This window comes from Flavobacterium sp. CR10, from assembly GCF_055814415.1.
This window is the reverse complement of sequence record NZ_CP185985.1, coordinates 4,011,888-4,036,553: the sequence shown is the minus strand read 5'-3', so window position 1 is coordinate 4,036,553 and position 24,666 is coordinate 4,011,888. Positions and strand designations below refer to the sequence as shown.

At 35.0% G+C, this 24,666-nt stretch carries 12 protein-coding genes; 9 read left to right on the top strand and 3 right to left on the bottom strand.

The window, feature by feature from the left end:
- Positions 1-10 precede the first annotated feature (10 nt).
- The 8 genes from ACNRYB_RS17465 (at position 11) to ACNRYB_RS17430 (ending at position 17,554) form a co-directional block, all read left to right on the top strand.
- Entirely contained in the window at positions 11-1,981 is a 1,971-nt protein-coding gene (locus ACNRYB_RS17465; protein WP_473728103.1) for a sialate O-acetylesterase, read from the top strand.
- Between the two features lie 19 nt (positions 1,982-2,000).
- Positions 2,001-4,205, top strand: a complete 2,205-nt coding sequence (locus ACNRYB_RS17460) for an alpha-galactosidase (protein ID WP_473728102.1) — start codon at positions 2,001-2,003, stop codon at positions 4,203-4,205.
- Between the two features lie 69 nt (positions 4,206-4,274).
- A complete protein-coding gene (locus ACNRYB_RS17455) occupies positions 4,275-5,291 on the top strand; it encodes a winged helix-turn-helix domain-containing protein (protein WP_473728101.1) in 1,017 nt (338 codons plus the stop codon).
- A 3-nt stretch (positions 5,292-5,294) separates the two neighbouring features.
- Complete coding sequence (locus ACNRYB_RS17450) at positions 5,295-6,887, top strand: solute:sodium symporter family transporter (protein WP_473728100.1); 1,593 nt, start codon at positions 5,295-5,297, stop codon at positions 6,885-6,887.
- 465 nt (positions 6,888-7,352) lie between these two features.
- Positions 7,353-10,379, top strand: a complete 3,027-nt coding sequence (locus ACNRYB_RS17445; RefSeq protein WP_473728099.1) for a SusC/RagA family TonB-linked outer membrane protein — start codon at positions 7,353-7,355, stop codon at positions 10,377-10,379.
- A 26-nt stretch (positions 10,380-10,405) separates the two neighbouring features.
- On the top strand, positions 10,406-11,938 hold the full coding sequence (locus ACNRYB_RS17440; protein WP_473728098.1) for a RagB/SusD family nutrient uptake outer membrane protein: 1,533 nt from the start codon (positions 10,406-10,408) through the stop codon (positions 11,936-11,938).
- Positions 11,939-12,132: 194 nt separating this feature from the next.
- Positions 12,133-15,078 (top strand): discoidin domain-containing protein, encoded by a 2,946-nt coding sequence (locus ACNRYB_RS17435; protein ID WP_473728097.1) that lies wholly within the window; start codon positions 12,133-12,135, stop codon positions 15,076-15,078.
- Between the two features lie 136 nt (positions 15,079-15,214).
- A complete protein-coding gene (locus ACNRYB_RS17430; protein WP_473728096.1) occupies positions 15,215-17,554 on the top strand; it encodes a glycoside hydrolase family 95 protein in 2,340 nt (779 codons plus the stop codon).
- Positions 17,555-17,723: 169 nt separating this feature from the next.
- Here the strand turns inward: ACNRYB_RS17430 and ACNRYB_RS17425 are convergent, their stop codons facing one another.
- The 3 genes from ACNRYB_RS17425 to ACNRYB_RS17415 form a co-directional block, all read right to left on the bottom strand.
- Entirely contained in the window at positions 17,724-21,035 is a 3,312-nt protein-coding gene (locus ACNRYB_RS17425; protein WP_473728095.1) for a DUF5107 domain-containing protein, read from the bottom strand.
- 18 nt (positions 21,036-21,053) lie between these two features.
- Positions 21,054-22,463, bottom strand: a complete 1,410-nt coding sequence (locus ACNRYB_RS17420) for a sugar porter family MFS transporter (RefSeq protein WP_473728094.1) — start codon at positions 22,461-22,463, stop codon at positions 21,054-21,056.
- Between the two features lie 128 nt (positions 22,464-22,591).
- Positions 22,592-23,500: an AraC family transcriptional regulator gene (locus ACNRYB_RS17415; protein WP_473728093.1), complete on the bottom strand. Its 909-nt coding sequence runs from the start codon at positions 23,498-23,500 to the stop codon at positions 22,592-22,594.
- 137 nt (positions 23,501-23,637) lie between these two features.
- Between ACNRYB_RS17415 and ACNRYB_RS17410 the strand changes: the two genes are divergently transcribed.
- Positions 23,638-24,660, top strand: a complete 1,023-nt coding sequence (locus ACNRYB_RS17410; RefSeq protein WP_473728092.1) for an aldose epimerase family protein — start codon at positions 23,638-23,640, stop codon at positions 24,658-24,660.
- The last annotated feature ends 6 nt before the right edge of the window (positions 24,661-24,666 follow it).

Below are 24,666 nucleotides of genomic sequence, written 5' to 3'. Positions count from 1 at the left end.
TGATAGATTTATGAGAAAATATTTTTTTAAGAAAACGGCTTTAGTATTTACCTTATTTATTCTTTCCTCAAACGTAATAAACGCAACGGTTTCATTGCCATCTTTCTTTACAGATAATATGGTTTTGCAGCAAAAAAGTACAGTTCCGTTTTGGGGAGAAAGCGATAAAAAATCAGTGTCTGTTACAACTTCTTGGGATAAAAAGACTTATAAAGCCAATGTGGTAAACGGTAAATGGAATGTAGTTTTAAAAACTCCAGTTTATGGTGGCCCTTATACTATTGCAATAAATGACGGAGATTTAAAAACACTGCAAAATGTTTTAATTGGCGATGTGTGGCTATGTTCTGGACAAAGTAATATGGAAATGCCTTTGGAAGGCTGGGGAAAAATCGATAATTATAAAGAAGAAATTGCAAATGCCAATTATCCTCAAATACGATTATTACAAGCCGAACATATCGAAAGTACTTTACCCCTAAATACACTAAAAGTACAACACGATGGCTGGAATGTATGCAGCCCTAAAACTATTGCCGATTTTAGTGCGACAGCTTATTTTTTTGCTAGAAAAATTTATAAAGAAAAAAAGATTCCCATTGGATTGATTCATCCTTCTTGGGGCGGAACATTAATTGAAGCTTGGACAAGTTCGGGAGCGTTAAATACGATTCATGATTTTGATGCTCAGATTGAAGCGATGAAATCTGAAACAAGCAGAGAAACTTTAGAGAAAAAATACAATGCTGATTTAGCAGTTTGGGAAAAACATCTTGCTAATGCTGATAAAGGATATGAGAACGAAAAAGCAGTTTGGGCAACGTCTAAAATTGATGATTCATCTTGGAAAACAATGAAAGTGCCTTCGTTTTTTGACAGCAACGGTTTAGGAAATTTTGATGGAATAATCTGGTTTAGGAAAACAGTCAACATTTCGGATAATACTAAAGATTTTAAGCTGAGTTATTATGCCGACGACGATGATATACTTTGGGTAAACGGAAATTATATTGGTGAAACCAAAGGTTATAATGTAGAACGCCAGTATACAATTCCTGCAAAATATTTGAAGAAAGGTGAAAACCTAATAACAATAAGAGTTTTTGACGGATCAGGAAATGGAGGGATTTACGGAGATGAAAATATCGCTTTAAAATCAGAAAAAGAAACCATTGCATTATCTGGAGATTGGAAGTATAGTATTGGTGCAGACAGTAAAGATTTGCCTGCAAAACCTTATATGGCTCAAGGCCAAAACCGACCAAGCGCCATATACAATGCCATGATTGCGCCTTTGTTAGATTATAAAATAAAAGGCGTAATCTGGTATCAGGGTGAAAGTAATGCGGAAAGAGCGCATCAATATCAAAAGTTAATGCCACTCTTGATAAACGACTGGCGAGATAAATTTAAAGACAAAAATCTTCCTTTTTTCTTTGTGCAATTGGCTAATTATAAAGAGAAGAAAATACAGCCGGGAGATTCTGATTGGGCAGAATTAAGAGAAGCACAATTTATGGCTCTAAAAGTCCCTAATACAGGAATGGCTGTTACGACAGATATTGGAGACGGAAAAGATATTCACCCAAAAAACAAACAAGACGTTGGCGGACGCTTGGCAGATATTGCTTTAGCAAAAGTTTACAATACTAAAATTGATTATTCAGGTCCGCTTTATAAATCCTATAAAACAGAGCATAATAACATTATTCTGGATTTTGATTTTAATGTAGGAATTAAAGCCAAAGAAGGTTCGTTAAAAGGATTTTCTATAGCAGGATTAGACCAGAAGTTTTATTGGGCAGAAGCAAAAATAGTGGATGGAAAAGTAGTTGTTTATGCTCAGGAAGTTCCAAACCCTGTGGCTGTAAGATACAATTGGGCAGACAATCCAGACGGAAACTTAACCAATGCATCAGGATTGCCAGCATCATCATTTAGAACGGATAATTGGAAAGGAATTACAGAAGGAAAAAAATAAAAAAATAACATATAATAAAATGAAAAAACAAAGTATCAATTTAAGGCAGTCTTTTGCGATAGCATTTTTTATTCTCACGAGTTATTGCAGTACAGTAACCGCACAACAGATTATTGCTGTAAAAACAAAAACTAATGCATTAGTTTTACAAGTAACACCAGGAAAAGAAGTTAACACTATTTATTTAGGAGAAAAACTGGCAAACGATTCAGATTATGCTAAAATACAAAGTCAGTTTCGTCAAGGAACGGATTATTCAGGAATTTATAATGCGGCTTACACTGCTTCTGGATCAAAAAATTTATTAGAACCTGCAATTACAGTAACACATGCTGACGGAAACACTTCTTTGGATTTGCTATATGTAAGTCATAAAACGAATACAGTAACTACAGGAGTTTCTCAAACTGAAATTACATTAAAAGATCCTGTATATCCAGTTGAGGTTCATTTGTTTATCCAATCTTATTATGATACTGATGTGATTGAGCAATGGACAACGATTCAGCATAACGAAAAAGGAAGCATTACTTTAAATAAATATGCTTCGGCTAATTTGTATTTGAAAGGATATAAAAACTTTTATTTGAATCAATATCATGGAGACTGGGCAAAAGAAATGCAGCCGGAAGAAACTAAAATTACTCACGGAATCAAAACTTTAGATACTAAATTAGGATCTCGTACCAATTTATTCCAGCCTTCAGTATTTATGGTTTCTTTGGATAAACCAGCAACTGAAGACGAAGGAAAAGTTTTGTTTGCAGGTTTAGAATGGTCAGGTAATTTTAGAACCGATTTAGAGTTAGATCCATTGAACAATCTTCGTGTTATTTCTGGAATCAATAATGCGGCGGCAGCTTATAAACTGGCAAAAAGCGAAGTTTTTACGACTCCTAAATTTTGGTACACTTTATCATCAAAAGGAAAAGAAACTGCAAGCCGTAATCTGCATGATTGGTCAAGAACTTATAAAATCTTAGACGGAAAAGAAGATCGTTTGACCTTATTAAACAACTGGGAAGCAACTTATTTTAATTTTGATGAAGAAAAACTTAAAGTTTTAATCGCCGATAGTAAAAAAATAGGCGTTGATCTGTTCTTGTTGGACGATGGCTGGTTTGGAAATACGTATCCTCGTAACAATGATGATGCAGCTTTGGGAGATTGGGATGTCAATAAAAAGAAATTGCCAAACGGAATTGGAACTTTAGTAAAAACGGCCAAAGACAATCAAGTGAAATTCGGAATTTGGATTGAGCCTGAAATGGTAAATCCTGCAAGTGATTTGTATAAAAAACATCCTGATTGGGTAATCAAACAGCCAGGTAGAGCAGAACATTATTTCCGTAATCAATTGGTTTTAGATTTGGCAAATCCAAAAGTTCAGGATTTTGTTTATGGAGTGGTAGATAATCTTTTTACTGAAAATCCAGAATTGGCTTATATTAAATGGGATTGTAATGCTGTGATTTATAATGCTTATTCTAATTATTTGAAAGACAAACAGAATAATTTCTACACCGATTATGTAAACGGATTGTACAAAGTGCTGGAACGTATACGCGTAAAATATCCAAAAGTACCAATGATGCTTTGTTCTGGCGGTGGAGGAAGAGTAGATTATGGTGCTTTGAAATACTTTACAGAATTCTGGCCAAGTGACAACACAGATCCTTTAGAGCGTGTTTACATGCAATGGGAATACTCGTATTTTTATCCAGCACTTACAATCGCAGCACACGTTACAGATTGGGGAAAACAACCTCTAAAATACCGTACAGATGTTGCTATGATGGGAAAATTAGGTTTTGATATTGTAGTAAAAGATTTAAATGAGAAAGATTTAGCATTTACACAAAAAGCGATCAAAAACTACAATGCATTAAGCAATACAATTTGGCAAGGAGATCAGTATCGTTTGCAAAACCCTTGGGGTAACGATGCAGCATCGGTTATGTTTGTGAATAAAAATGGTAACGAAGCAGTAGTTTTCAGCTATTCTGTTAATTCAAGATATGAGGCAGGAACTCATCTTCCAATTAAACTAAAAGGATTGCAGGCTGGACAAAACTATAAAGTAGAAGAAATTAACGTGTATCCAGATAAAAGACCAGTGGTAGAAACCGCTGTATATTCGGGCGATTTTTTAATGCAGGTTGGGATTAATCCGAATGTTACTGCATCAAACAGCAGTGTTGTTTTAAAAATTACTAAGGCCTAAACTAAATTTCAAACATTAGTATATATTTGTAATACTATATTTTCTAAATAAATACCTATTAAAACGTTTATGAAGCAAATTATTCAGCAGATCAAAAATCTTGAATCTATAAATTCCTTATCTAAGCATGAGCAATTGGTTCAAGGAATAATTAATGCCATTGATGAAAAGGTAGTCGTAAAAGGCGATTTACTTCCGTCTGTAAATACTTTTATAAGCGAACTAGGTTTTGCAAGAGAAACTATTGCAAAAGCATACAAAGAACTTGTACACAGAGGAATTATCGAATCGAAAAACAGATTGGGTTATTTTGTAGCGACCAATGATGTAAAGCAAGAGTTAAAAGTGGCATTGCTGATATTTGCTTTTGATATTTTTCAGGAAATGTTTTACGAGAATTTTAGAAAAGGATTAGGTAAAAATGTGCAACTGGATATTTTCTTCCATCACAACAATTTTGATACGTTCGAAAATATAGTTCAAAGTATAAAAGGAAAATACGGAATGTTTGTTATCGCGCCGATTCCGAATAAAAAAACACCTGCTGTCTTAAAACAATTGCCTACAAACAGAGTATTGCTAGTAGACCGTTTTATAGAAACAGATGAAGATTACAATTATGTTGCACAAGAGTTTGGAGATTCGTCTTACAATGCTTTTGTGCAGCTTAAAGATAAAATTAAAAAATACGATGAACTTGTTTTCTTCTTCAAGCCATCGTCTGCGGAACCTAATGAAATCTTAAATTCTTTTAAAAAATTTATGAAAGATTATGATATCAAAGGTGTCATAAAAGAAGAATATACAGCAGGTTCTCTGGAAAAAGGAAAAGTATATTTTACCATTCACAATTTGGAGCTTTGGGAAATGCTGAAAGATTCTAAAATTAAAGGACTTAAGATAGGTAAAGACATTGGTTTTATTTCGCATAACGATGATATTGTAAAAGAGATTATTTTTGACGGAGTAACCACATTTTCTACAGATTTCTCTGAAATGGGAAGAAGAGCAGCCGATTTTGTGCTGAACAGAAAAAAAACTCAGGAAATTATTCCAACAGTTCTTATCGATAGAAATTCGCTGTAATTTATGAATGTTTTATCGATTGTTAGTTTCCTACTGATTACGGGTTTGGTTGCCGTTATTTCAGCAATAAAAACGCGAAAAAAAAAGGTACAGACAACAAGCGGACTTTTTTTTGCAGACCATAACAATAATTTTTTTATAGTTGGAGGTGCTTTACTGCTCAGTAATATAAGTGCTAATCAGTTTATAGGCGAAAACGAATCTATTTACACCAATAACATGAGCGTGATAGCATGGGGCGTAAGTTCTGTGCTGGCAATGCTTTTGGTTGCGGAATTTTTTCTTCCAATTTACTTTCGTACAGGCGCTATGACAATTCCTGATTATTTAGGAAAACGTTATGATGAATCGACCAAAAGATTGGTGTCCATCATATTTCTATGCAGTTATATCGTTAATTTACTTCCAGCTGTATTATATGGTGGTGCAGTGGCACTGACAGGAATGTTTAATTTTCTGTATCCATTAGAATTAACCTATTGGCAGAATATCTGGGTAATGGTCTGGCTAATAGGTCTTACAGGTTGCGCTTATTCAGTTTTGGGCGGTTTACGTGCCATATCGATCAGCGATACTGTTTTGAGTGTTGGTTTGCTGACTATTGGTATTGCATTTCCTTATTTTGGATTTAAATTCTTAGGAAACGGAGATTGGTTCAAAGGACTTCATATTCTGCTTTCAGAAAATAAAGAGCATTTAAATGCAATTGGTGGGCCTCATGATGAAATTCCGCTCAGCACCATCTTTACAGGTATGTTTATCATGAATCTGTATTATTGGGGAATGGAACAATTTATTGTACAGCAAGCACTTTCGGCAAAAAGTTTATCCCATAGCCAGAAAGGTATGGGGCTAGCTTGCTTAGGAAAGCTCTTATGTCCTTTTATTATCAATATTCCTGGATTGGTTGGAACACATCTTTATAAAAATTTAGAAAACACAGCAGAAGTTTTTCCGCTTGTCATTAAAGATACCATGCCTGGAATCATGATTGGTCTAACGGCAGCTGTTGTTCTAGGAGCAGCAATAAGCACTTTTAATGCAGGACTTAACAGCAGCAGTACTTTATTTGTTCTTAATCTTTACAAACCATGGTTAGAGAAAAGAAATAAAGAAGCGACAGAGAAACATTTGGTTTACACGGGACGTAAATTTGAAATTATTGTTTCAGCTCTAGCTATGTTTTCGGCACCATTCATCATTTTTAGTAAAGCTGGTTTCTACACTTACTTGCAGCAATTAGGCGGAATGTTTTGTGTGCCTATTTTTACTATTATACTGATTGGTTTTGTATTTAAAAAAGTACCGCCTCAGGCAGCAAAAACGGGTATGATTTTTTTCATTTTGAGTTACATTCTCTTTAATTATGTATTAGATATTAAATTGCATTATCTGCATATGTTGGCTCTTCTTTTTATTTTGACTTCATTCTTTATGCTATGGGTCTCTAAATTTTATCCAGCTTATCAGTACACCGAAATCAAATTAGAAACAGTAGAATTATCGCCTTGGAAAAATCGTTATTGGTATTTTGGCGCTTTGATAATCGGAATGATTGGTCTTTTTATTCTATTCTCAAAATGGGGAATAGCTTAGTAAAGGGGGCAGAGGTTCTGAGGGGCAGAGGTTCAAAGGTTTATCTGTAGAGACGCACTTCAGTGCGTCTTTTTTTATGTTTTTAGGTTAAACCTGACAGGTTTTTAAAACCTGTCAGGTTTAATTAATAGATAAATTTCTTGAGAATGAGTTCTTTAATTTGTACACTTTTTTCCTTGGTTTTAATTGAATTTTTCTTCTTTTTTGTCTGACATTTCTTTAAATTATCATATCCTTTATTTTCTTTTTTCTTTTTTAGATGCCGTATTTGTGGCAAAGCCGAAATAAATCAATAAAAAAAATAGCAAATTCTTAAAACATAAATTTGGATGTAATGAAAATATTTGTATGTTTGTAATGTTGTAGTATAGTATAGTATAAGTCAATTCGTTTTCTCGTATTTTAAATGCTCAATAAAGAACAAAAAACTAACTAACTAATTTATTAACTAAAAACCAAATTATTATGAGAATTGCAATAAGATACTTATGCTTCTTAGTAGTTATGTTGTATGCCGGTACACTTTACTCCCAAACCATAACTGGTAAAGTTAAGGATGAACAAAATTTACCTTTACCAGGGGCAACTATTCAGGTTAAAGGCACTCAGAATTCAACAGTAACAGACATTGATGGTAGTTACAAATTATTAAATGTAAAATCTGGTTCCACGCTTGAGTTTAGTTTTATCGGATTTGATAAGCAAACTGCAATTGCAAACAAGTCTGAAATTAATATCTCTTTGATTCCGAGCACTCAGGAACTGACAGAAGTGGTAATAGTTGGAGCTGCTATAAAAAAGGGAGATCTAACAGGTGCTGTCAGCAGTGTTTCTGGAGATAAGCTTAGAGAGGTTCCTACTCCAAACGTAGTGCAGGCGCTTCAAGGGCGCGCGTCAGGAGTCTACGTGCAGCAAAGTGCAGTGCCTGGCCAAACAGGCTCAATAAGAATTAGAGGGAATAATTCTCTCAACTTTGGCGGTAACCCAATATTTGTAATTGATGGTTTGATTACAGATAGTAATTTTGAAAACATAAATCCTGATGATATTGCGAGTATGGAAGTGCTTAAAGATGCTTCTGCTACTGCATTGTATGGCTCAAGAGCTGCAAATGGAGTAATCGTAATCACAACAAAAAAAGGTTCAAGATCAGGAGAAGCAAAAATACAGTATGACACATGGACTGGTGTATCTGAATTTGCAAGAACTATTCCTCTGATGAACGGCCAGCAGTTATTTGATTTAAGAGTTGACGCTTATGCAAATCGTTATATGGATGAGAATCCTGGTGCTGATCGTGCTGCTTATATTAATCAAATTAAGTCAGATGGTTCGACTGTATTTGCACCTTATGAATTGGAATCTTACAGAACTGGTAAAAGCTACAATTGGCTAGATCAGGTAACGCGTTCAGGTTTTCAAACCAATCATAATTTAAGTTTTAGCGGAGGAGGAGAAAAAGGAACTTATTTTGTGAGTTTTAATTACGTTGATCAGGAAGGGCTTCTTAAAAATTCTGATTTTAAAAGGTATAATGGAAAAATTAACCTTACACAGGATTTAAAATCTTGGTTGCAGTTTGGTACAAATACGACCTTTTCAAGAAGTCAGAGCAATTACCAAGAAGGAAGTGCCTTTGGTGTGGCATTGGGAGCAAACCCATTATTGCCTATAGACCCAAAAGCTACTTATCTGAGATATGGTGAAGTATTTGATCAAAATCTTTACAATCCAATTAAAAGTCTCGACATCATAAATTCAAGTACGCGCAATAGACTTACAAGCAGTAATTTTTTAAGCGCAAAACCAGTAAAAGGACTTGATATCAGAACGAATCTTTCTGTGGATGTTATAGATCAGGCAAATTTTGATTATGTGCCAAGTTATACTGGGCAATCACTTAGAAATTCTATGAATGGCGAGGCGCACCATTATAGATATTCGCAATTAAATTATCAATGGGATAATACCGTAAGTTATAGTAAAGTTTTTGCTGCAAAGCATGACGTAAGTATAATGGGAGGATTTTCTGTACTGAGTAATTCAGGTAATAGTACAGATGTAAGAGCTCGCGGATTTGTTAGTGATGACTTGACATACATGGCATTATCAGGAGCTTATCAAAAAGACAATGCGCAGTTAGGATCGAATTTTACAGATTATACAAACCAATCGTATTTTGCAAGAGCTAACTATACTTTTGATGGGAAGTATAATATTACAGGAACAATAAGAAGAGACGGTTCTTCTAAATTTGGACCTAATAACAAATGGGGAACTTTCCCTTCTATAGCGGGAAGCTGGGATATTGGTAAAGAAAATTTCCTTTCAGGATTTGAAAAATTAAGCCAACTTAAATTTCGCGTAGGTTATGGTATGGTAGGAAATCAGAATGTAGATGCTTACAGATACTTTGCATTATATAATGCACAAGTGAGCAATAATTCTGGAACTTACGTGTCTGATAATTACATCGATAATTTTGATTTAAGATGGGAAAAACAAAAACAATTTAATATTGGATTAGACGCTGGTTTCTTCCAAAACAGATTGACTGCAAGTGCTAACTATTTCCACATCAATAATGATGATCTTTTGATGTTGCGTAACATGCCAGTTTCTTCAGGATATAAATATAAGTTAGACAATATTGGTGCTACAACTAATGAAGGATTTGAATTAGAACTTAGCGGAGACATTATTAAAAACAAAGATTTTAAATGGAATGTTTCTGCTAATATATCATCAGCAAAAAATAAGGTTACAAAACTTTATGGAGATGCTACAGAGATATACAACTTAGGTGGTTATAGTAACAATGAAATCCAACGTACTGGGAACTTTTTCTTAGGGAAATCAGTAAACACAGTTTATGTATTTCAATATGATGGCATAGCACAGCAAGGAGAAGATCTTACTAAAGTAAATTATGGAAGCCGAACTGTTCAGCCTGGAGATATTAAAATTAAAGACCGTAATGGAGATGGCGTAATAAACGATCAAGACAGATATGTGGTTGGCGATTTGAATCCTGATTACTATGGTGGTTTTTCTACAGATCTTAATTATAAAGGTTTTGGATTAAATGCAGTATTTGCGTATTCAATAGGAGGTAAGAGACCAAGCGGCACTTACGAAAGCTATATGAACTCTGGAGGAATGAGTGCAGCACATACAGATCTTTTGGATCGTTGGACTCCAACAAACACCAATACAGATGTGCCAAGAGCTTATTATGGAGGAGGAAGATATACTTTAGGAGAAACAGATAAGGCAATACAAGATGCTTCATTCCTTAGATTAAATGCTCTTACATTATCTTATACATTGCAAAACAAAGTTGCAGAAAGTGTTTTTCTTAAAAATGCAAGATTTTATCTGACGGGATCCAATCTGTTTATTATAACTAAATATAAAGGATATGACCCTGAAGGAGGAGATTCTTATCCGATTTCTAGAGCGATAGTTATGGGATTAAATGTAACTCTTTAATCAAATTAATTCTAAAAATTATTTTTATGAAAGCAAAAATTATAGCCTTTATGGCCCTAACGATATTATCAGCTTCCTGTTCTTCAGATTTCTTAGATCAAGAACCAAAAAGTTCTCTTACTGCTGCACAAGCATACGGCAGTTTAGGTAAAATAGAACCTGTTCTTTTGGGAGCGATAACAAATTGGAGAAATATGCAAAAAGACCGTGCAGGACTTTATACTTCTCTTGGTACAGACGAAGCGCAACAAGGAGCATTGCAGGTGACAGGAGATGCAAACCAAGCGGGACTTGATTTATACAATGGTTTCTTAAGTCAGGAGAATCAGGCAATTGGACAATTATGGAATGACAGATGGCCAGTAATCGAAGTAGCAGCTCAGTCTATCAGAGCATTAGGAATTAATACCGAAGATGATAGTGCAAAACGCGATCTTTTAATGGGTGAAGCTAGTTTTTTGAGAGCAACGCTAATGTTTGAGCTTACGCAATATTGGGGAGAAATACCGATTAATGATAAAGCAAAATCGGCAGAGTTTGGATTAAAGCGTCAGCCTTTAGATTTGGTCTATTCTTATATAGTTGCCGATTTGGAAAGAGCAGTAGAGAAACTTCCTGTAACACAAAGCAATCCTGCATTTCCTGCAAAAGGAGTAGCTCAAGCGCTTTTAGGAAAAGTATATCTATATGCTCCAGAAGCATCAGGATACCGTGATTATAATAAAGCAAAACAATGGTTTGAAGCAGTTATTAAATCTGGAAAATATAGTTTATTGCCTAATTACGCAGATGTTTTTAGCCCAGACCACGCTAATTCTTCAGAATCTTTATACGAATGGCAATACAACAACAACTGGCCAGATAACAACCAGATACAATGGCAGACAGGTTCAAGAGTTTTGGCCAATATGGATCAATATGCCTATTTTGGTGGTTACGATCTTATTCTTCCTACTCAATATTGTTATAAAGACAAATCAGCTGGAGGAATATGGGAAGCTGGTGACACACGTAAAGCTGCCAGTATTCGTTATGATTTTACTTATAAGGGAGTTACGCCAACACTTCCTGCAGGTTTTGGTGGTGATGAGCTAGATCCACACATTAAAAAATACGAAGATATTCGTGTTGATGGAAAACAATCATTTTGGAATTCTGGTAAAAATAAAGCGTATATCAGATACTCTGATGTATTGCTTAGCTATGCAGAATGTTTAAATGAATTAGGAAGCACAACAGAAGCTGAAAGTTATGTGAATCAAGTTCGTACTAGAGCTTTTGGAGGAACATTGCCAGCAGGAATGGCTTGGAGCGGACTTTCTCAAACGCAGTTTAGAGATCAAATTCTAGATGAACGTATGCGCGAATTAGCTTTTGAAGGATGGAGAAGAATGGATCTTATTCGTACAGGAAAATTGGTAGAATTGGTAGGCGCTCGCAACAAATGGGCAAAACAAAACGGTACCATTGCAGCATTTCATAACCGTTATCCTATTCCAATTGGAGAGATTAAGCTTAACGATGAGATTGGCCCAGAGGATCAAAATCCGGGCTATTAATATCTAAAAAAAAATCAATAGTAATTTTTATTTTTTTGGTTCATGTGGTTCGGTTAATGCCACAGTTTTGATTTGTAATGCCATTTTGGGTATAGGTAGTAACAGTACTGAGTTCTTCTGTTCGAAAAAGCTTATTCCAAAATGGCATTCTTATTTCTTATAATTCAATAATTTTTAATCATTCAAATAACAGTATGAAATTTTATACTTATCAGGTTTATCTCTATTTATTTGTTTTAAATGCCATTTCGTTCAATTTTTACGCTCAGAATAAAGTAAGCCTAAACTCTTCTGATATTGTTTGGAAGGTAAAAGCACAAGCAGAAATAGGAAAAGACAGCCTTAAAATGTTTACTTCAAATTTCAGCGATTCAGATTGGGTAAAAGCAGTAGTTCCAGGTACCATTTTTAATTCTTATGTTGAAAGCGGTCTGGAGAAAGATCCCAATTTTGGCGACAATATCTATAAGGTTGATAAATCCAAATACGATCGCAGTTTTTGGTATCGTTCTGAATTTACTATTCCAGAAAATTTTTCCAAAGAAATCATTTGGCTCAATTTTGAAGGTATAAATCGTGAAGGAGAAATTTACCTTAATGGAAAAAAAATAGCAGTTTTAAGCGGAATGATGCAACGCGGCAAATTTGATATTACAAAGCTTGTAAACCGTAAAGCAAAAAATGTCTTAAACATTTTAGTAAGCATTCCGAAACAGCCATTAAATAACTACGGAAGTCCAACTTACATTTCTAGCGCAGGATGGGATTGGATGCCTTATGTTCCGGGATTAAATTCTGGAATTACCGACGATGTCTTTTTAACCAATACCGATAAAGTCACAATTGAAGATCCATGGATTCATACCAATCTGCCAACAAATGCACGCGCAGATCTGGAAATAAAAGTAGACTTAAAAAATACATCTGGACAAAATCAGGAAGGAGTTCTTACGGGGTTAATTATGCCTGGAAATATTATTTTTTCTAAAAAAATCAGTTTAGATGCTGATGGAATCACGAATGTAAAATTGACAAAAGAACAGTTTCCGGAACTTTCCATTCAAAACCCGAAACTTTGGTGGCCAAATGGTTATGGCAATCCTAATTTATATACTTGCCAATTTACTTTTAAAGTTGGAAATGTAGTTTCGGATAGTCAAAAGATAACTTTTGGAATCAAAAAATATACTTACGATACAGAAGGTGGCGTTTTGCATATTGCCATAAATGGGAAACGAGTTTTCTTAAAAGGAGGAAACTGGGGTATGAGCGAGTACATGCTTCGTTGCAGAGGTGAAGAATATGATCTTAAAGTAAAACTTCACAAAGAAATGAATTACAATATTATCCGTAATTGGTTGGGTTCAACAACAGACGAAGAGTTTTACGAAGCTTGTGACAAATACGGCATTATGGTCTGGGATGATTTTTGGCTAAATGCCAATCCGAATCTGCCATTGGATATTCATGTTTTTAATAGCAATGTAATCGAAAAAATAAAACGCGTTAGAAATCACGCCAGTATTGCCATTTGGTGCGGTAATAATGAAGGTCTTCCGCAGCCACCATTAAATGGCTGGATTGCCGAAAATATTAAAACGTTTGACAACAACGACAGATATTATCAGCCATGTTCGAATACTGGAAACTTAAGCGGTAGCGGACTTTGGGGCAATAAAGATCCGAGGTTTTATTTTACAAAATATCCAGAACCTTATGCAGGAACGGGCGACGGTCCAAGTTGGGGATTAAGATCTGAAATTGGTACAGCCGTTTTTCCTAATATCGAAAGTTTTAAAAAGTTTATTCCAGAAAAAGATTGGTGGCCAAGAAACGATATGTGGGACAAACATTTCTTTGGACAAAAAGCATTTAATGCCACGCCAGACAATTATGATAAAAGCATCACAGAACGTTACGGTAAACCAAATAATTTGGAAGAATATACTAGAAAAGCTCAACTGTTAAACATAGAAACCAATAAAGCCATGTATGAAGGCTGGCTGGATCATATGTGGGAAGATGCCTCTGGTATTATGATCTGGATGAGCCAATCTTCGTATCCAAGTATGGTTTGGCAAACTTACGACTATTACTATGATTTAACGGGAGCGTATTGGGGTGTAAAATCGGCTTGTGAGCCTATGCACATTCAGTGGAGTCCTGTAGACAATTCGGTAAAAGTAATCAATACAACAGGAACCGATTTTAAAAACCTAAAAGCAGAAGCTTTTGTATATAATTTAGACGGTAAAGAAATAGCAAAATTCAAACAAAATACAATTGTAGATTCTTATTCGAATACTGCAACAGAAAGTTTTGTAATTCCGTTTTATTCCAATCAGAAAGATTTGGCTTTTCAAAAAAATGTTACCGCATCTTCTACCGATGGAGGAAATACCAGAGATGTTGCAGACGGAGATTCAAATACGCGCTGGGCAAGTAATTCGACAGATAACGAATGGATTTATGTAGATCTTGAAAAAGAATTCATTATCAATCGAGTAGTTTTAAACTGGGAAAATGCCTTTGGAAAAGAGTACAAAATCCAAATTAGTTCTGACGCCAAAAACTGGACAGATGTAGGCGTGATTAAAGACGGAAAACAAGGACTGCAAAATATTTCATTTGATGAAACAAAAGGACGTTACGTTCGAATGTTAGGAATAAAACGCGGTTCAGGCTGGGGATATTCATTATACGATTTCAAAATTTTTGGAGCCGAAACCAATGTTGATACTTCCGATTTAAGTCCGGTTCATTTCATCCGATTAAAACTAAAAGATGCTTCAGATAAATTAATCAGCGAGAACTTCTATTGGAGAGGAACCAATATGAAAGATTTCACAGATTTGAATAAACTGCCAAAAGTGAACGTAAATGTTTCCAGTAAAGTGGTAAAACAAAATGGGAAATATGTGATAAAAGCCAAAGTTTCAAGTCCGTCTGGAATTGCTTTCGGAATTCATGTGCAACCAATAAATGATAAGTCAGGAACTCAGATTTTGCCAGCAATTATCAGTGACAGTTATTTTACTTTATTGAAAGGCGAAAGCAAAGAAGTAACAATAGAATTTGAAGAATCGGCATTAAAAAATGGAGAAAAACCAGTAATAAAAGCCATACCATACAACAACTAAATGGAGAGATCTATCCTAACAGGTTTCCAAAACCTGTTAGGTTTAATAGATTATGTTCTAATTAAAATCAATAAAAATTTATCACAGAGTAAAAAATCATTTAAATCCGTGTAATCTGTGGCTAAAAAATAAAACCATGAATATCAAAAAAATCAAAGCCCTGTTTTTTATACTAATACCACTTTTGGGTTATTCGCAAAATAATCCTTTAGTGTTATGGTATACAAAACCTGCTTCACAATGGGAAGAAACCCTGCCCTTAGGAAATGGCCGTTTAGGAATTATGCCCGACGGCGGAATTGAAACCGAAAAGTTAGTTCTAAATGATATTACACTTTGGAGCGGTTCTTCTCAGGATGCCAACAATTATAAAGCCTATACTTTTCTGCCTCAGATAAGAGAATTGTTATTGGCTAATAAAAATAGCGATGCCGAAAAATTGATTAATGATAATTTCGTCTGTACAGGGCCAGGTTCAGGAAGTGGAGATGGTGCAAATGTGCAATTTGGATGTTATCAGGTTTTAGGAAATATGACATTGAATTTTGATTATAAAACCAAATCAAAAGCGACCAATTATACACGAAATCTGGATTTACAAACCGCTTTAGCCTCAACACAGTTTATGATTGAAGGCGTAACGTATAAACGTGAATATTTTGCTGGTTTTGGTGATGATGTCCTTTTTGTAAAATTGACTTCAAGTAAAAAAGGAAAACTTAATTTTACCGTTCACTTAGACAGACCGGAACATTTCAAAACAATCAACGACAGTGACAATTCCTTAGTAATGACAGGTCAATTGAACAACGGAATTGACGGAAAAGGAATGAAATATAAAGCCAAAGTAAAAGCCAAAACAGCAGACGGAAGTGTTTTATATACTAACAATACAATTGAAGTAAAAAACGCAACAGAGGTCGTGCTTTATGTTTCTGCAGGAACAGATTTTAAAAATCAGAATTTTGAAACTGTTGTAGATAAAATGTTAGAAACGGCTGTGCAGAAAAAATACGATGAACAGAAGAAAACGCATATTCAAAACTACCAAAAGTTATTTAATCGAGTAGCTTTAAATTTTGGCAAAACAGCAAGAAATACATTGCCAACAAATGAGCGTTTAGATGCTTTTATGAAAAATCCAGATTCAGATACAGGACTTCCAGTTTTGTTTTACCAATATGGCCGTTATTTAAGCATCAGTAGTACAAGAGTAGGATTGCTTCCTCCAAATTTGCAAGGATTGTGGGCACATCAGATACAGACACCATGGAACGGAGATTATCATTTGGATGTCAATGTTCAGATGAATCATTGGGCTCTGGAAACAGGAAATCTGTCTGAATTAAATCTTCCTCTAAAAGATTTGGTTAAAGAAATGGTGCCTTACGGCGAAAAAACAGCCAAAGCCTATTACAATGCTGATGGCTGGGTAGCTCACGTAATTACCAATGTGTGGGGATTTACAGAACCAGGCGAAAGTGCCTCTTGGGGAATTGCAAAAGCAGGTTCGGGCTGGTTGTGCAATAATTTATGGAATCATTATTTGTATACCAATGATCAAAATTATCTATCAGAAATTTATCCAATCATAAAAGGAGCAGCGAAGTTTTACAACAGTATGCTGGTAAAAGATCCAGAAACAGGCTGGCTGGTAACTTCACCATCTGTATCGCCTGAGAATTCATTTTTCACGGAAAACGGTCAGGATGCTCACGTATGTATGGGGCCAACAATTGATAACCAAATCGTTCGTGAATTGTTCAATAATGTAATTGCAGCTTCTTCCAAATTAGGATTGGATAATGATTTAAGAACCGAACTGGAAAAACGATTAAAATTATTACCGCCATCAGGAATAATTTCGCCTGACGGAAGAATTCAGGAATGGTTAAAACCTTATAAAGAACCAGATCCACAGCATCGTCACGTTTCCCATTTATACGGACTGTATCCAGCACCATTGATTACTCCAGAAAGCACGCCCGATCTTGCTGAAGCAGCAAAGAAAACACTGGAAGTAAGAGGAGATGACGGCCCAAGCTGGTCAATTGCCTATAAAATGCTTTTTTGGTCGCGTTTGAAAGAAGGTAACCGAGCGTATAAATTATTAAAAACCATTTTGAGACCAACTTTAGCCACCAATATTAATTATGGAGCAGGAGGCGGAGTATATCCAAATTTACTTTCTGCTGGCCCGCCATTTCAGATTGACGGTAATTTTGGAGCCACAGCCGGAATTGGTGAAATGCTGATACAAAGCCACGCTGGATTTATCGAATTACTGCCTGCAATGCCCGATGTTTGGTTAAAAGAAGGCGAAGTAAAAGGGCTTAAAGCCGAAGGAAATTTTACTGTAAACATGAAATGGGAAAAAGGAAAAGTAACCCAATACGAGGTATTATCTCCTGTACCAACAAAAGTAAAAGTAAAAGTAAATGGAGAATTAAAAGAAATAACTTCTTCGAAGTTATAAGCAAGAATAGTAATCCTGCAAGGTTTTCAAAACCTTGTAGGTTTAGCTTTTTTATCTCGATTTAAAATATAATGCCTACAAGGTTTTGAAAACCTTTCAGGAATAAGAAAAGCAAGACCCGGCAGGTTTTTAAAAACTGTCGGGTCTACTGTTAAAAATAGTTACTAACTTAAATCGAAACCGATTCTTCGTTTTTCAATAAAGACAAATGAATCGTAACTCCTGAATGGCTTTTCTCTTCAGAAAGCACACTTTTAAAAGTTTCCTCAGCTGTTGCCTTTTTGTCAAGACCTAAAAGACCTAATCCTTTCATGTACAAACAGTGAATTTTGTTTCGCTTGTCTAAATCATCTTCCCAAATCATTAAATCGGGTAATGAAACAGCAAAATAATCAATCGTAACATGATCGTTTACATGTTTTTCTGCGTAAGTAACAAACTTTTCGAAACGTTTATTGGCTTCGGCTGAATTGTTTAATTTTAGATGAGCTAAACCTTGATAGAAAATTTTATCTGGCTGTTGGTCATTATAGAAAATCGCTGCTGTTGGTTCTTCTAATCCTTGAGTTGCTTTATGCCACCAGTTATTCGCTTCTTCTAAATTATTTTTCTTTTCGAAAGCAACTCCAAGCCAGTAATGAATATCATTTTCCTGCGCGCCCGGTAGTTTTCCTTCGCCTAAATTTTCTGGATAAATTTGAGCTTGTTCTAAAAGTTCAATTGCTTTATCATAATTGCCCTCAGAAATCTGTTGTTTTGCAATTTCAATTAAAGAAATAAGATACTGTCCGCTCACTTTTCCTTCACCGCCTTCCCACGGATGGAATTTTCGGTTTTGCAATAAAGTCAGCGCTTTGTCATGTTTGCCTAAAAGATTGTACAAAGCAGCTCTTTCTAAATAAACATCATCTCTTTGGATAACCAATTCTAAATGTTTTTCTAAGAAAGCCAGTCTGAAAACCAAATCTCTGTTCAAACGTTTGTACAGTTGGTCTAATTCCATTAAAATTCTGGAATCTTCTATATCTAGAGAAAATGCTTTTTCTAAACTCGTAAGTGCTTTTTGCTCATCATTCAATTTATTGTAATAAGCCAATGACAAGTTTCTGTGAACAGTGGGAAATGTATCATCTATTGTCACCGATTTTTCCCAACAGGAAATCGCATCATCATAAAATTTTGATGCATACCAAAAGTTTCCTAAATAATACAAAGCTTTCGCGTCATTAGTCTGTTTCTGAATTACTTCTGAAAGAACTAAAGCCGCTTCAATCTGATTTGGAAAACAATAATCCGGTTTTGCCTGAGAAGCCATTTTGAAACATTTTTCGGCTTGACCGAAATCATTTAACTTTTCATAAAATGAACCCGCAAAATACCAAGCCAACGGATACGTATTTTCATCTTTTAATCCTTCATTTAACAACGAAGCCGCTTCTGTATAAAAACCTGCTGCATTGTAGTCTAAAGCATATTCGATATAAGTATGAATGTTATTTCGAATAAGCGCATTTAGATAATCCAAATCCTTTTTATCATTGCTTAAAAGATATTTTTCATACAATAAACCAAAATTAAAACCGTCATTTTTTAAATAACTGTTGATCAGTTCAATTGCTTTTTCTTTTTGATTTAGCTTTCTAAGAAATGCTGCTTGCAAATGCACTGCTTTATGATCTTCGGTGTTTTTTGAAATGGCTTTTTGAATGTGTTCCAAAGCCAATTCATAATCGCCTTTTAAAGCGTCAAGTTGTGCCACATAAAAGTAACCTTGATTCTGCCAAGCCGCATTCCAAGTTGATTTGTAAAAAGCATCATAAGCCTGCTCATTTTTGTTTTGATATTTAAGACAAAGTCCCAAATTAAAATAAGCCTCACCGTCATACGGATTCGGATTTCGCTGTGTCAGCGTTTTGATAGCTGCTCTGAAATACGGCTCGCTTTCTGCAAATTTTGCTCTTCGCATCAGCCATAATCCTATTGCATTATTACATCGAACATCGCCAGAATCACGTTTTAAAGCTTCTTCGTAATAAGGAATCGGACTGTAAGTAGCGTGTCTGTATTGTTCTAAATGTTGTGCTGTCAGGAACAACTGTTCGTTATTTTCGATGTTTTCAGGAGCAATTGCAGGTTTGGCAGCTTCTGGAATTTCATCTTCATTTTGTCCTTCGTAAATCCAGTCAACTAAAACTTTGTTATCTGCGTCGGTTACAGAAATCGATAAGCCTTCTAAAGAAACATTCGCAAAATCAATAGTTTCTTCAAATGAATTGTTCGGAGAAGCGTCGTATTGTTTTTGTAACAAAACAACATCATTATTTTTTAAAGTAACAGTTGTTTTAGGATAAACGCCTGTTGTATAAGCTTTAATTACTAATTTATTGTCTATGCTTTCCAAATTAACCATGGCATTTTTGGTAGCATTTTTAACGATACCCAAATCGCGGTACGGCATAAAATATTGCGTAAATTCCTTTTGTTCACCAGGCATAATCCACGTAAAATCAGGCTGATTATCAGTATATACACCACACATCAATTCGATATACGGACCATCTTCATCCGTAAGATTGCGATCCCACGCGCGCCCGAAATCGCCGTGTCCCCAAGTCCATTGTTTTTTTCCTGGCGAAACGTGATGATTGGCAACATGAAGTAATCCGCCTTTTGAATCATTTTCGTAACCGCCCACAAAATTATACTTAGAGGCAATTGCCATATAAGAGGTAGGAACCGGAATATTTTTATAACGGGAAATATCAGTTCCTGGAGAATAATCTACTTTGTAATAGGTTCCTTTTGCAATTGGGAAAGAGGAAACATCGCGTTTGCCATGATCAAAAACAGCATTTACATCTGGCGGAAAAACCGACTGATAATCGTCGTTTACTTTAACTGCAGGATTGGCCCACCATAAAAAAGTCTGTGGGAATGATGTTCTATTGTACAATTGTGCTTTGATTTCCAAGTAAGCTTTGTCAGGATATAATCTAAAACCAGCCATACCTTTTGTTCTAAACATACGCTCGACTTCACTGCACCAAACGGTTGCGCTTCCGTCTTCATGTTCTTCGATTTTAAAATCAACAGGATCAAAAGTGGTTGGTCTATGGTGCTGAGGCCAGTTAAACTCAATTCCGCCAGAAATCCAAGGGCCTGTAAGTCCAACAAGTGCAGGTTTTACAACCTGATTGTAATACACAAAATGACGTTCTTTGGTTTTGTCATACGCCATATGAACACGTCCGCCCAATTCAGGCAAAATCATTATTTTAACAAACTCGTTTTCAAGGTAAACGGCTTGGTATTCTTTGTTGGTTTTTTCGTCAGCGATTTTTTCAATAACTGGATAAGGATATACAGATCCGTTACTTCCCTGATAAACTCTTTTCTCAATAAATACAGGATTTTTTTCAGGTTTGCCCACCTCATAAGTTGGCAGGATTATTTTTTCCTTCCAAACATTTACTTTTTGCATGATGTAATGAAATTTAAATTATTGAATATTCTTCGATTCTTTATCAGAAGCCATTAGTTTTTCAATCTCTTCGAGACTTTTATTTTTGGTTTCAGGAAGTTTTTTAGATACAAACAAAAATCCTAAGGCACAGATAATTCCGTAGATCCAGAAAGTTCCAGATGTGCCTAAGTATTCGTTGAAGATTGGAAACGTTTGTACCAAAAGTGCAGATGCAATCCAGAGTGCAAATGTGGCAACAGACATTGCAACACCTCTGATTCGGTTAGGGAAAATTTCAGATAAAATAACCCAGGTAATAGGAGCGAGGGACATGGCGTAAATAGCAATGGCTAATAATACCAATAAAAGCAATGGGAATCCAGTAACGCTGGTGTAATAAAAATATCCTAGTAAAGCATAAATAACAGCAAGTGCTCCAGAACCAAATAACATTAATTTTTTGCGGCCTAATTTGTCTACAGTTCCCATAGCAACTAAAGTGAAAACTAAATTAATGCTTCCTGTTATCACAATGTTCATGAAGAGATCATTGATGCTGTAACCAGCTGAGACAAAGATTTCTTGAGCATAATTGAATATAATATTAATACCGCACCACTGCTGGAAGGCAGCCAGTATAATTCCAATAAATAAGATCGAGAATGCTTTTTTGTCGAATAATATTTTGAAATCGGTTTTTTCGCTCTCGTGTGTAAAGCTTTCTTTAATTTTTGAAAGTTCTTCTTTTGCATAAGAAACTCCACCAATTTTAGCAAGAGTATCTTCTGCCGAATTTTGGCTGTCTTTTTTAGCCAAATATCTTGGACTTTCTGGAATTAAAAACATTAAAATGAAGAAAAGCACAGCTGGAAAAAATCCTGCCCAAAACATCCATCGCCATCCAGTTTGTCCGTTCCAAGACGCAAGAATTTGTTCGTGAGAATAACCAGTTGGAATCACTTCTGTGATTAGCATATTGGTAATCTGTGCTGCAAGAATACCAATAACTACTGTAAGCTGATTTATGGATACAAAAAGTCCTCTGGTTTCCTGAGGTGCAATTTCGGCAATGTATAAAGGTGAAATAGTAGAGGCAACTCCAATTCCGACTCCTCCAATAATACGCCATATAATAAATATGTTGAAAGTTTCTGAAGCTCCTGTTCCAATTGCAGATAAGGAGAATAATACGGCAGCGACAATAAGCAAAGGACGTCTTCCGTATGTGTCGGCTAGTTTTCCTGCAACAGCGGCACCAGCCACACAGCCAACAAGGGCGCTACTCATTGCCCAGCCCTGAAGAGCAGGAGAGTCTGAAATGCCAAAGTAAATTTCGTAAAATGGTTTTGCTCCGCCAATAACAACCCAGTCATAGCCAAAGAGTAAACCACCCAGTGCTGCAACCAGACTAATCGATAGTAAAAAGGTATAATTGTAATTTTTCATAAAAAGGTTTTAATAGCTTTTGTAAAATTAGCGGAATCGGAACCTTAGATTTATGGATATTTTTTTTGAATAGATGGATTATAGTCTGATTTTATGGCAGTATGTTTTAAAATACGAAAACATTTGCGTTACTGCTTGTATTCCGTGCGATATTGAATAGGTGAAGTGCTCATTATTTTCTTGAATAAACGAGAGAAATATAAAGGGTCATTAAAACCTAAATTAAAACTGATTTCTTTTATGCTCATAGTGGTAAAACTGAGATATTGGCAGGCTTTCTGCATTTTGAGATAATTGAAATAATGTATAGGAGAGTAACCAGTCTGCTTCTTAAATAAGGTGAAAAAATGAGAAGGAGAATAGTTGAAATAAGCGGCAACATCATTAATTTTTAAGGAAAGATCAAGATGTTTTTTCATGTAATCAATTGCCGATTCAATAGTATTATCCTCTGAAAATTTTCGATTTTTTTGAATAAAAAATTTCTCATACAAAAATGTATTCAGAAGCTGCCATAAAGAAAGATTTGCAAATTCGAGATTACTAGAACTGTAACCATCTTCCATTACATCCAATATATTGTCAAACAACTCTATGCGTCTTTCTTCAAGAGATAACTGAGGGGCTGTATCTGGATATTCGGTAATGAATTTATCGTAAAAGTGAGATGCTTGAGTGCCAGTGAAGTGAATCCAGTAAATGCTCCACGGATTTTGTTTTAAGGCATAATAATCATGTGCAACCTCTGGCGGAATAATGTAAAAGGTGTTGGCTTTGAGCGTAATAGTTTTGTTTTCTTTGCTAATGATGCCTTCTCCTTTGTAGCAATAAATCAAAATGTATTGTTTGCTTCCATGCTTTCGCTTCATAGAGTGGTGACTTGCGTTAGGAAAAACACCAATATCAGTAAAATATAAACCTGAAATCAAAGGTGTTTTTTTGATTATGGAAAGTATATTTTTAGGAATCACAATCATACGCTGTCCTAAAAAACCTTCTTTAACTTTTATTTTTTCCTTTTGAGATGTGTTTTTCATTTTTTCAGATCTAGTTTTTCAAATATCATAATTTAATCCATGCTTTCAAAAAAAATGTCCATTTTGAGAACAATAATCAAAACTAAATTTGAAATTCTATACTAACACTTCAGATTTTAACCTTTTTGTAAAACTATATGAATCCTACAAATAATATTGTTTGTGAGTCTTTTGGCTGGCATGGTGAAAAAGAAATTTTCAAATTTCAGATCACAAATAGTCACGGCAATTATGTCGAACTTATTAATTATGGTGCCATAGTAAAATCCATAGTAGTGTCAGATAAAGTTGGGAACAAAGAAAATGTGGTTTTAGGATTTCCAACTTTAGAAGGTTATGTAAAAGATCAATCTTATATAGGAGCAACTGTCGGGCGTTTTGCCAATAGAATTAGCAATGCGGCATTTTCTATCGAAAATAAAATCTATCATCTCGATAAAAACGATGGTGAAAACAATAATCATAGTGGTTCAGCTGGATTTAATAACAAAGTATTTGATTTTATTGTAGAAGAAGATGCCGTAATTTTTTCTCTTGAAAGTAAAAATGGAGAAGGAGGTTTTCCGGGGAATTTGAAAACAAAAGTGACCTATAAATGGACGGATAAAAACGAGCTCAAAATTGAATTTTTGGCAGAAGCCGATGAATCAACTCCATTAAACTTTACTAATCATTCTTATTTTAATTTATCTGCTTGCCAAGACAAAATAGTCAATCATAGATTAAGCGTTAAGGCATCAAAAATTCTGGAAAGTACAGCCGATTATATCCCGACAGGAAAGATTATACCAGCTGATGGATATTTGTTTTTGAATAATAGACTAGCTGATATAATGCAAGAAAAAGGATTAAATCTCTATTATGTTTTAGATAGAGATAGTGTTAATGAAAAACCTGTCTGCGAATTGTTGGAAGAAAAATCAGGAAGAATGATGCGTGTTTACACCTCTTATCCAGGAGTGCAATTATATACTGGAGATTATTTGAACTGCAATATTGTTGGAGAACATAATAAATTATACAGTTCGTTTGACGGGCTCTGTTTAGAATGCCAGTATTATCCTGACAGTCCTAATCATGAACATTTTCCGAATACGATATTCCAATCTGGACAAGTTTATCAAGAAACTATTATTTATGCTTTTGATGTAATCCAATAAAAAAAA

What these genes read in the sequence shown, in the direction of transcription:
- ACNRYB_RS17465 (WP_473728103.1), top strand. Translation starts at nt 11, where the DNA reads ATGAGAAAATATTTTTTTAAGAAAACGGCTTTAGTATTTACCTTATTT.
- ACNRYB_RS17460 (WP_473728102.1), top strand. Translation starts at nt 2,001, where the DNA reads ATGAAAAAACAAAGTATCAATTTAAGGCAGTCTTTTGCGATAGCATTT.
- ACNRYB_RS17455 (WP_473728101.1), top strand. Translation starts at nt 4,275, where the DNA reads ATGAAGCAAATTATTCAGCAGATCAAAAATCTTGAATCTATAAATTCC.
- ACNRYB_RS17450 (WP_473728100.1), top strand. Translation starts at nt 5,295, where the DNA reads ATGAATGTTTTATCGATTGTTAGTTTCCTACTGATTACGGGTTTGGTT.
- ACNRYB_RS17445 (WP_473728099.1), top strand. Translation starts at nt 7,353, where the DNA reads ATGAGAATTGCAATAAGATACTTATGCTTCTTAGTAGTTATGTTGTAT.
- ACNRYB_RS17440 (WP_473728098.1), top strand. Translation starts at nt 10,406, where the DNA reads ATGAAAGCAAAAATTATAGCCTTTATGGCCCTAACGATATTATCAGCT.
- ACNRYB_RS17435 (WP_473728097.1), top strand. Translation starts at nt 12,133, where the DNA reads ATGAAATTTTATACTTATCAGGTTTATCTCTATTTATTTGTTTTAAAT.
- ACNRYB_RS17430 (WP_473728096.1), top strand. Translation starts at nt 15,215, where the DNA reads ATGAATATCAAAAAAATCAAAGCCCTGTTTTTTATACTAATACCACTT.
- ACNRYB_RS17425 (WP_473728095.1), bottom strand. Translation starts at nt 21,035, where the DNA reads ATGCAAAAAGTAAATGTTTGGAAGGAAAAAATAATCCTGCCAACTTAT.
- ACNRYB_RS17420 (WP_473728094.1), bottom strand. Translation starts at nt 22,463, where the DNA reads ATGAAAAATTACAATTATACCTTTTTACTATCGATTAGTCTGGTTGCA.
- ACNRYB_RS17415 (WP_473728093.1), bottom strand. Translation starts at nt 23,500, where the DNA reads ATGAAAAACACATCTCAAAAGGAAAAAATAAAAGTTAAAGAAGGTTTT.
- ACNRYB_RS17410 (WP_473728092.1), top strand. Translation starts at nt 23,638, where the DNA reads ATGAATCCTACAAATAATATTGTTTGTGAGTCTTTTGGCTGGCATGGT.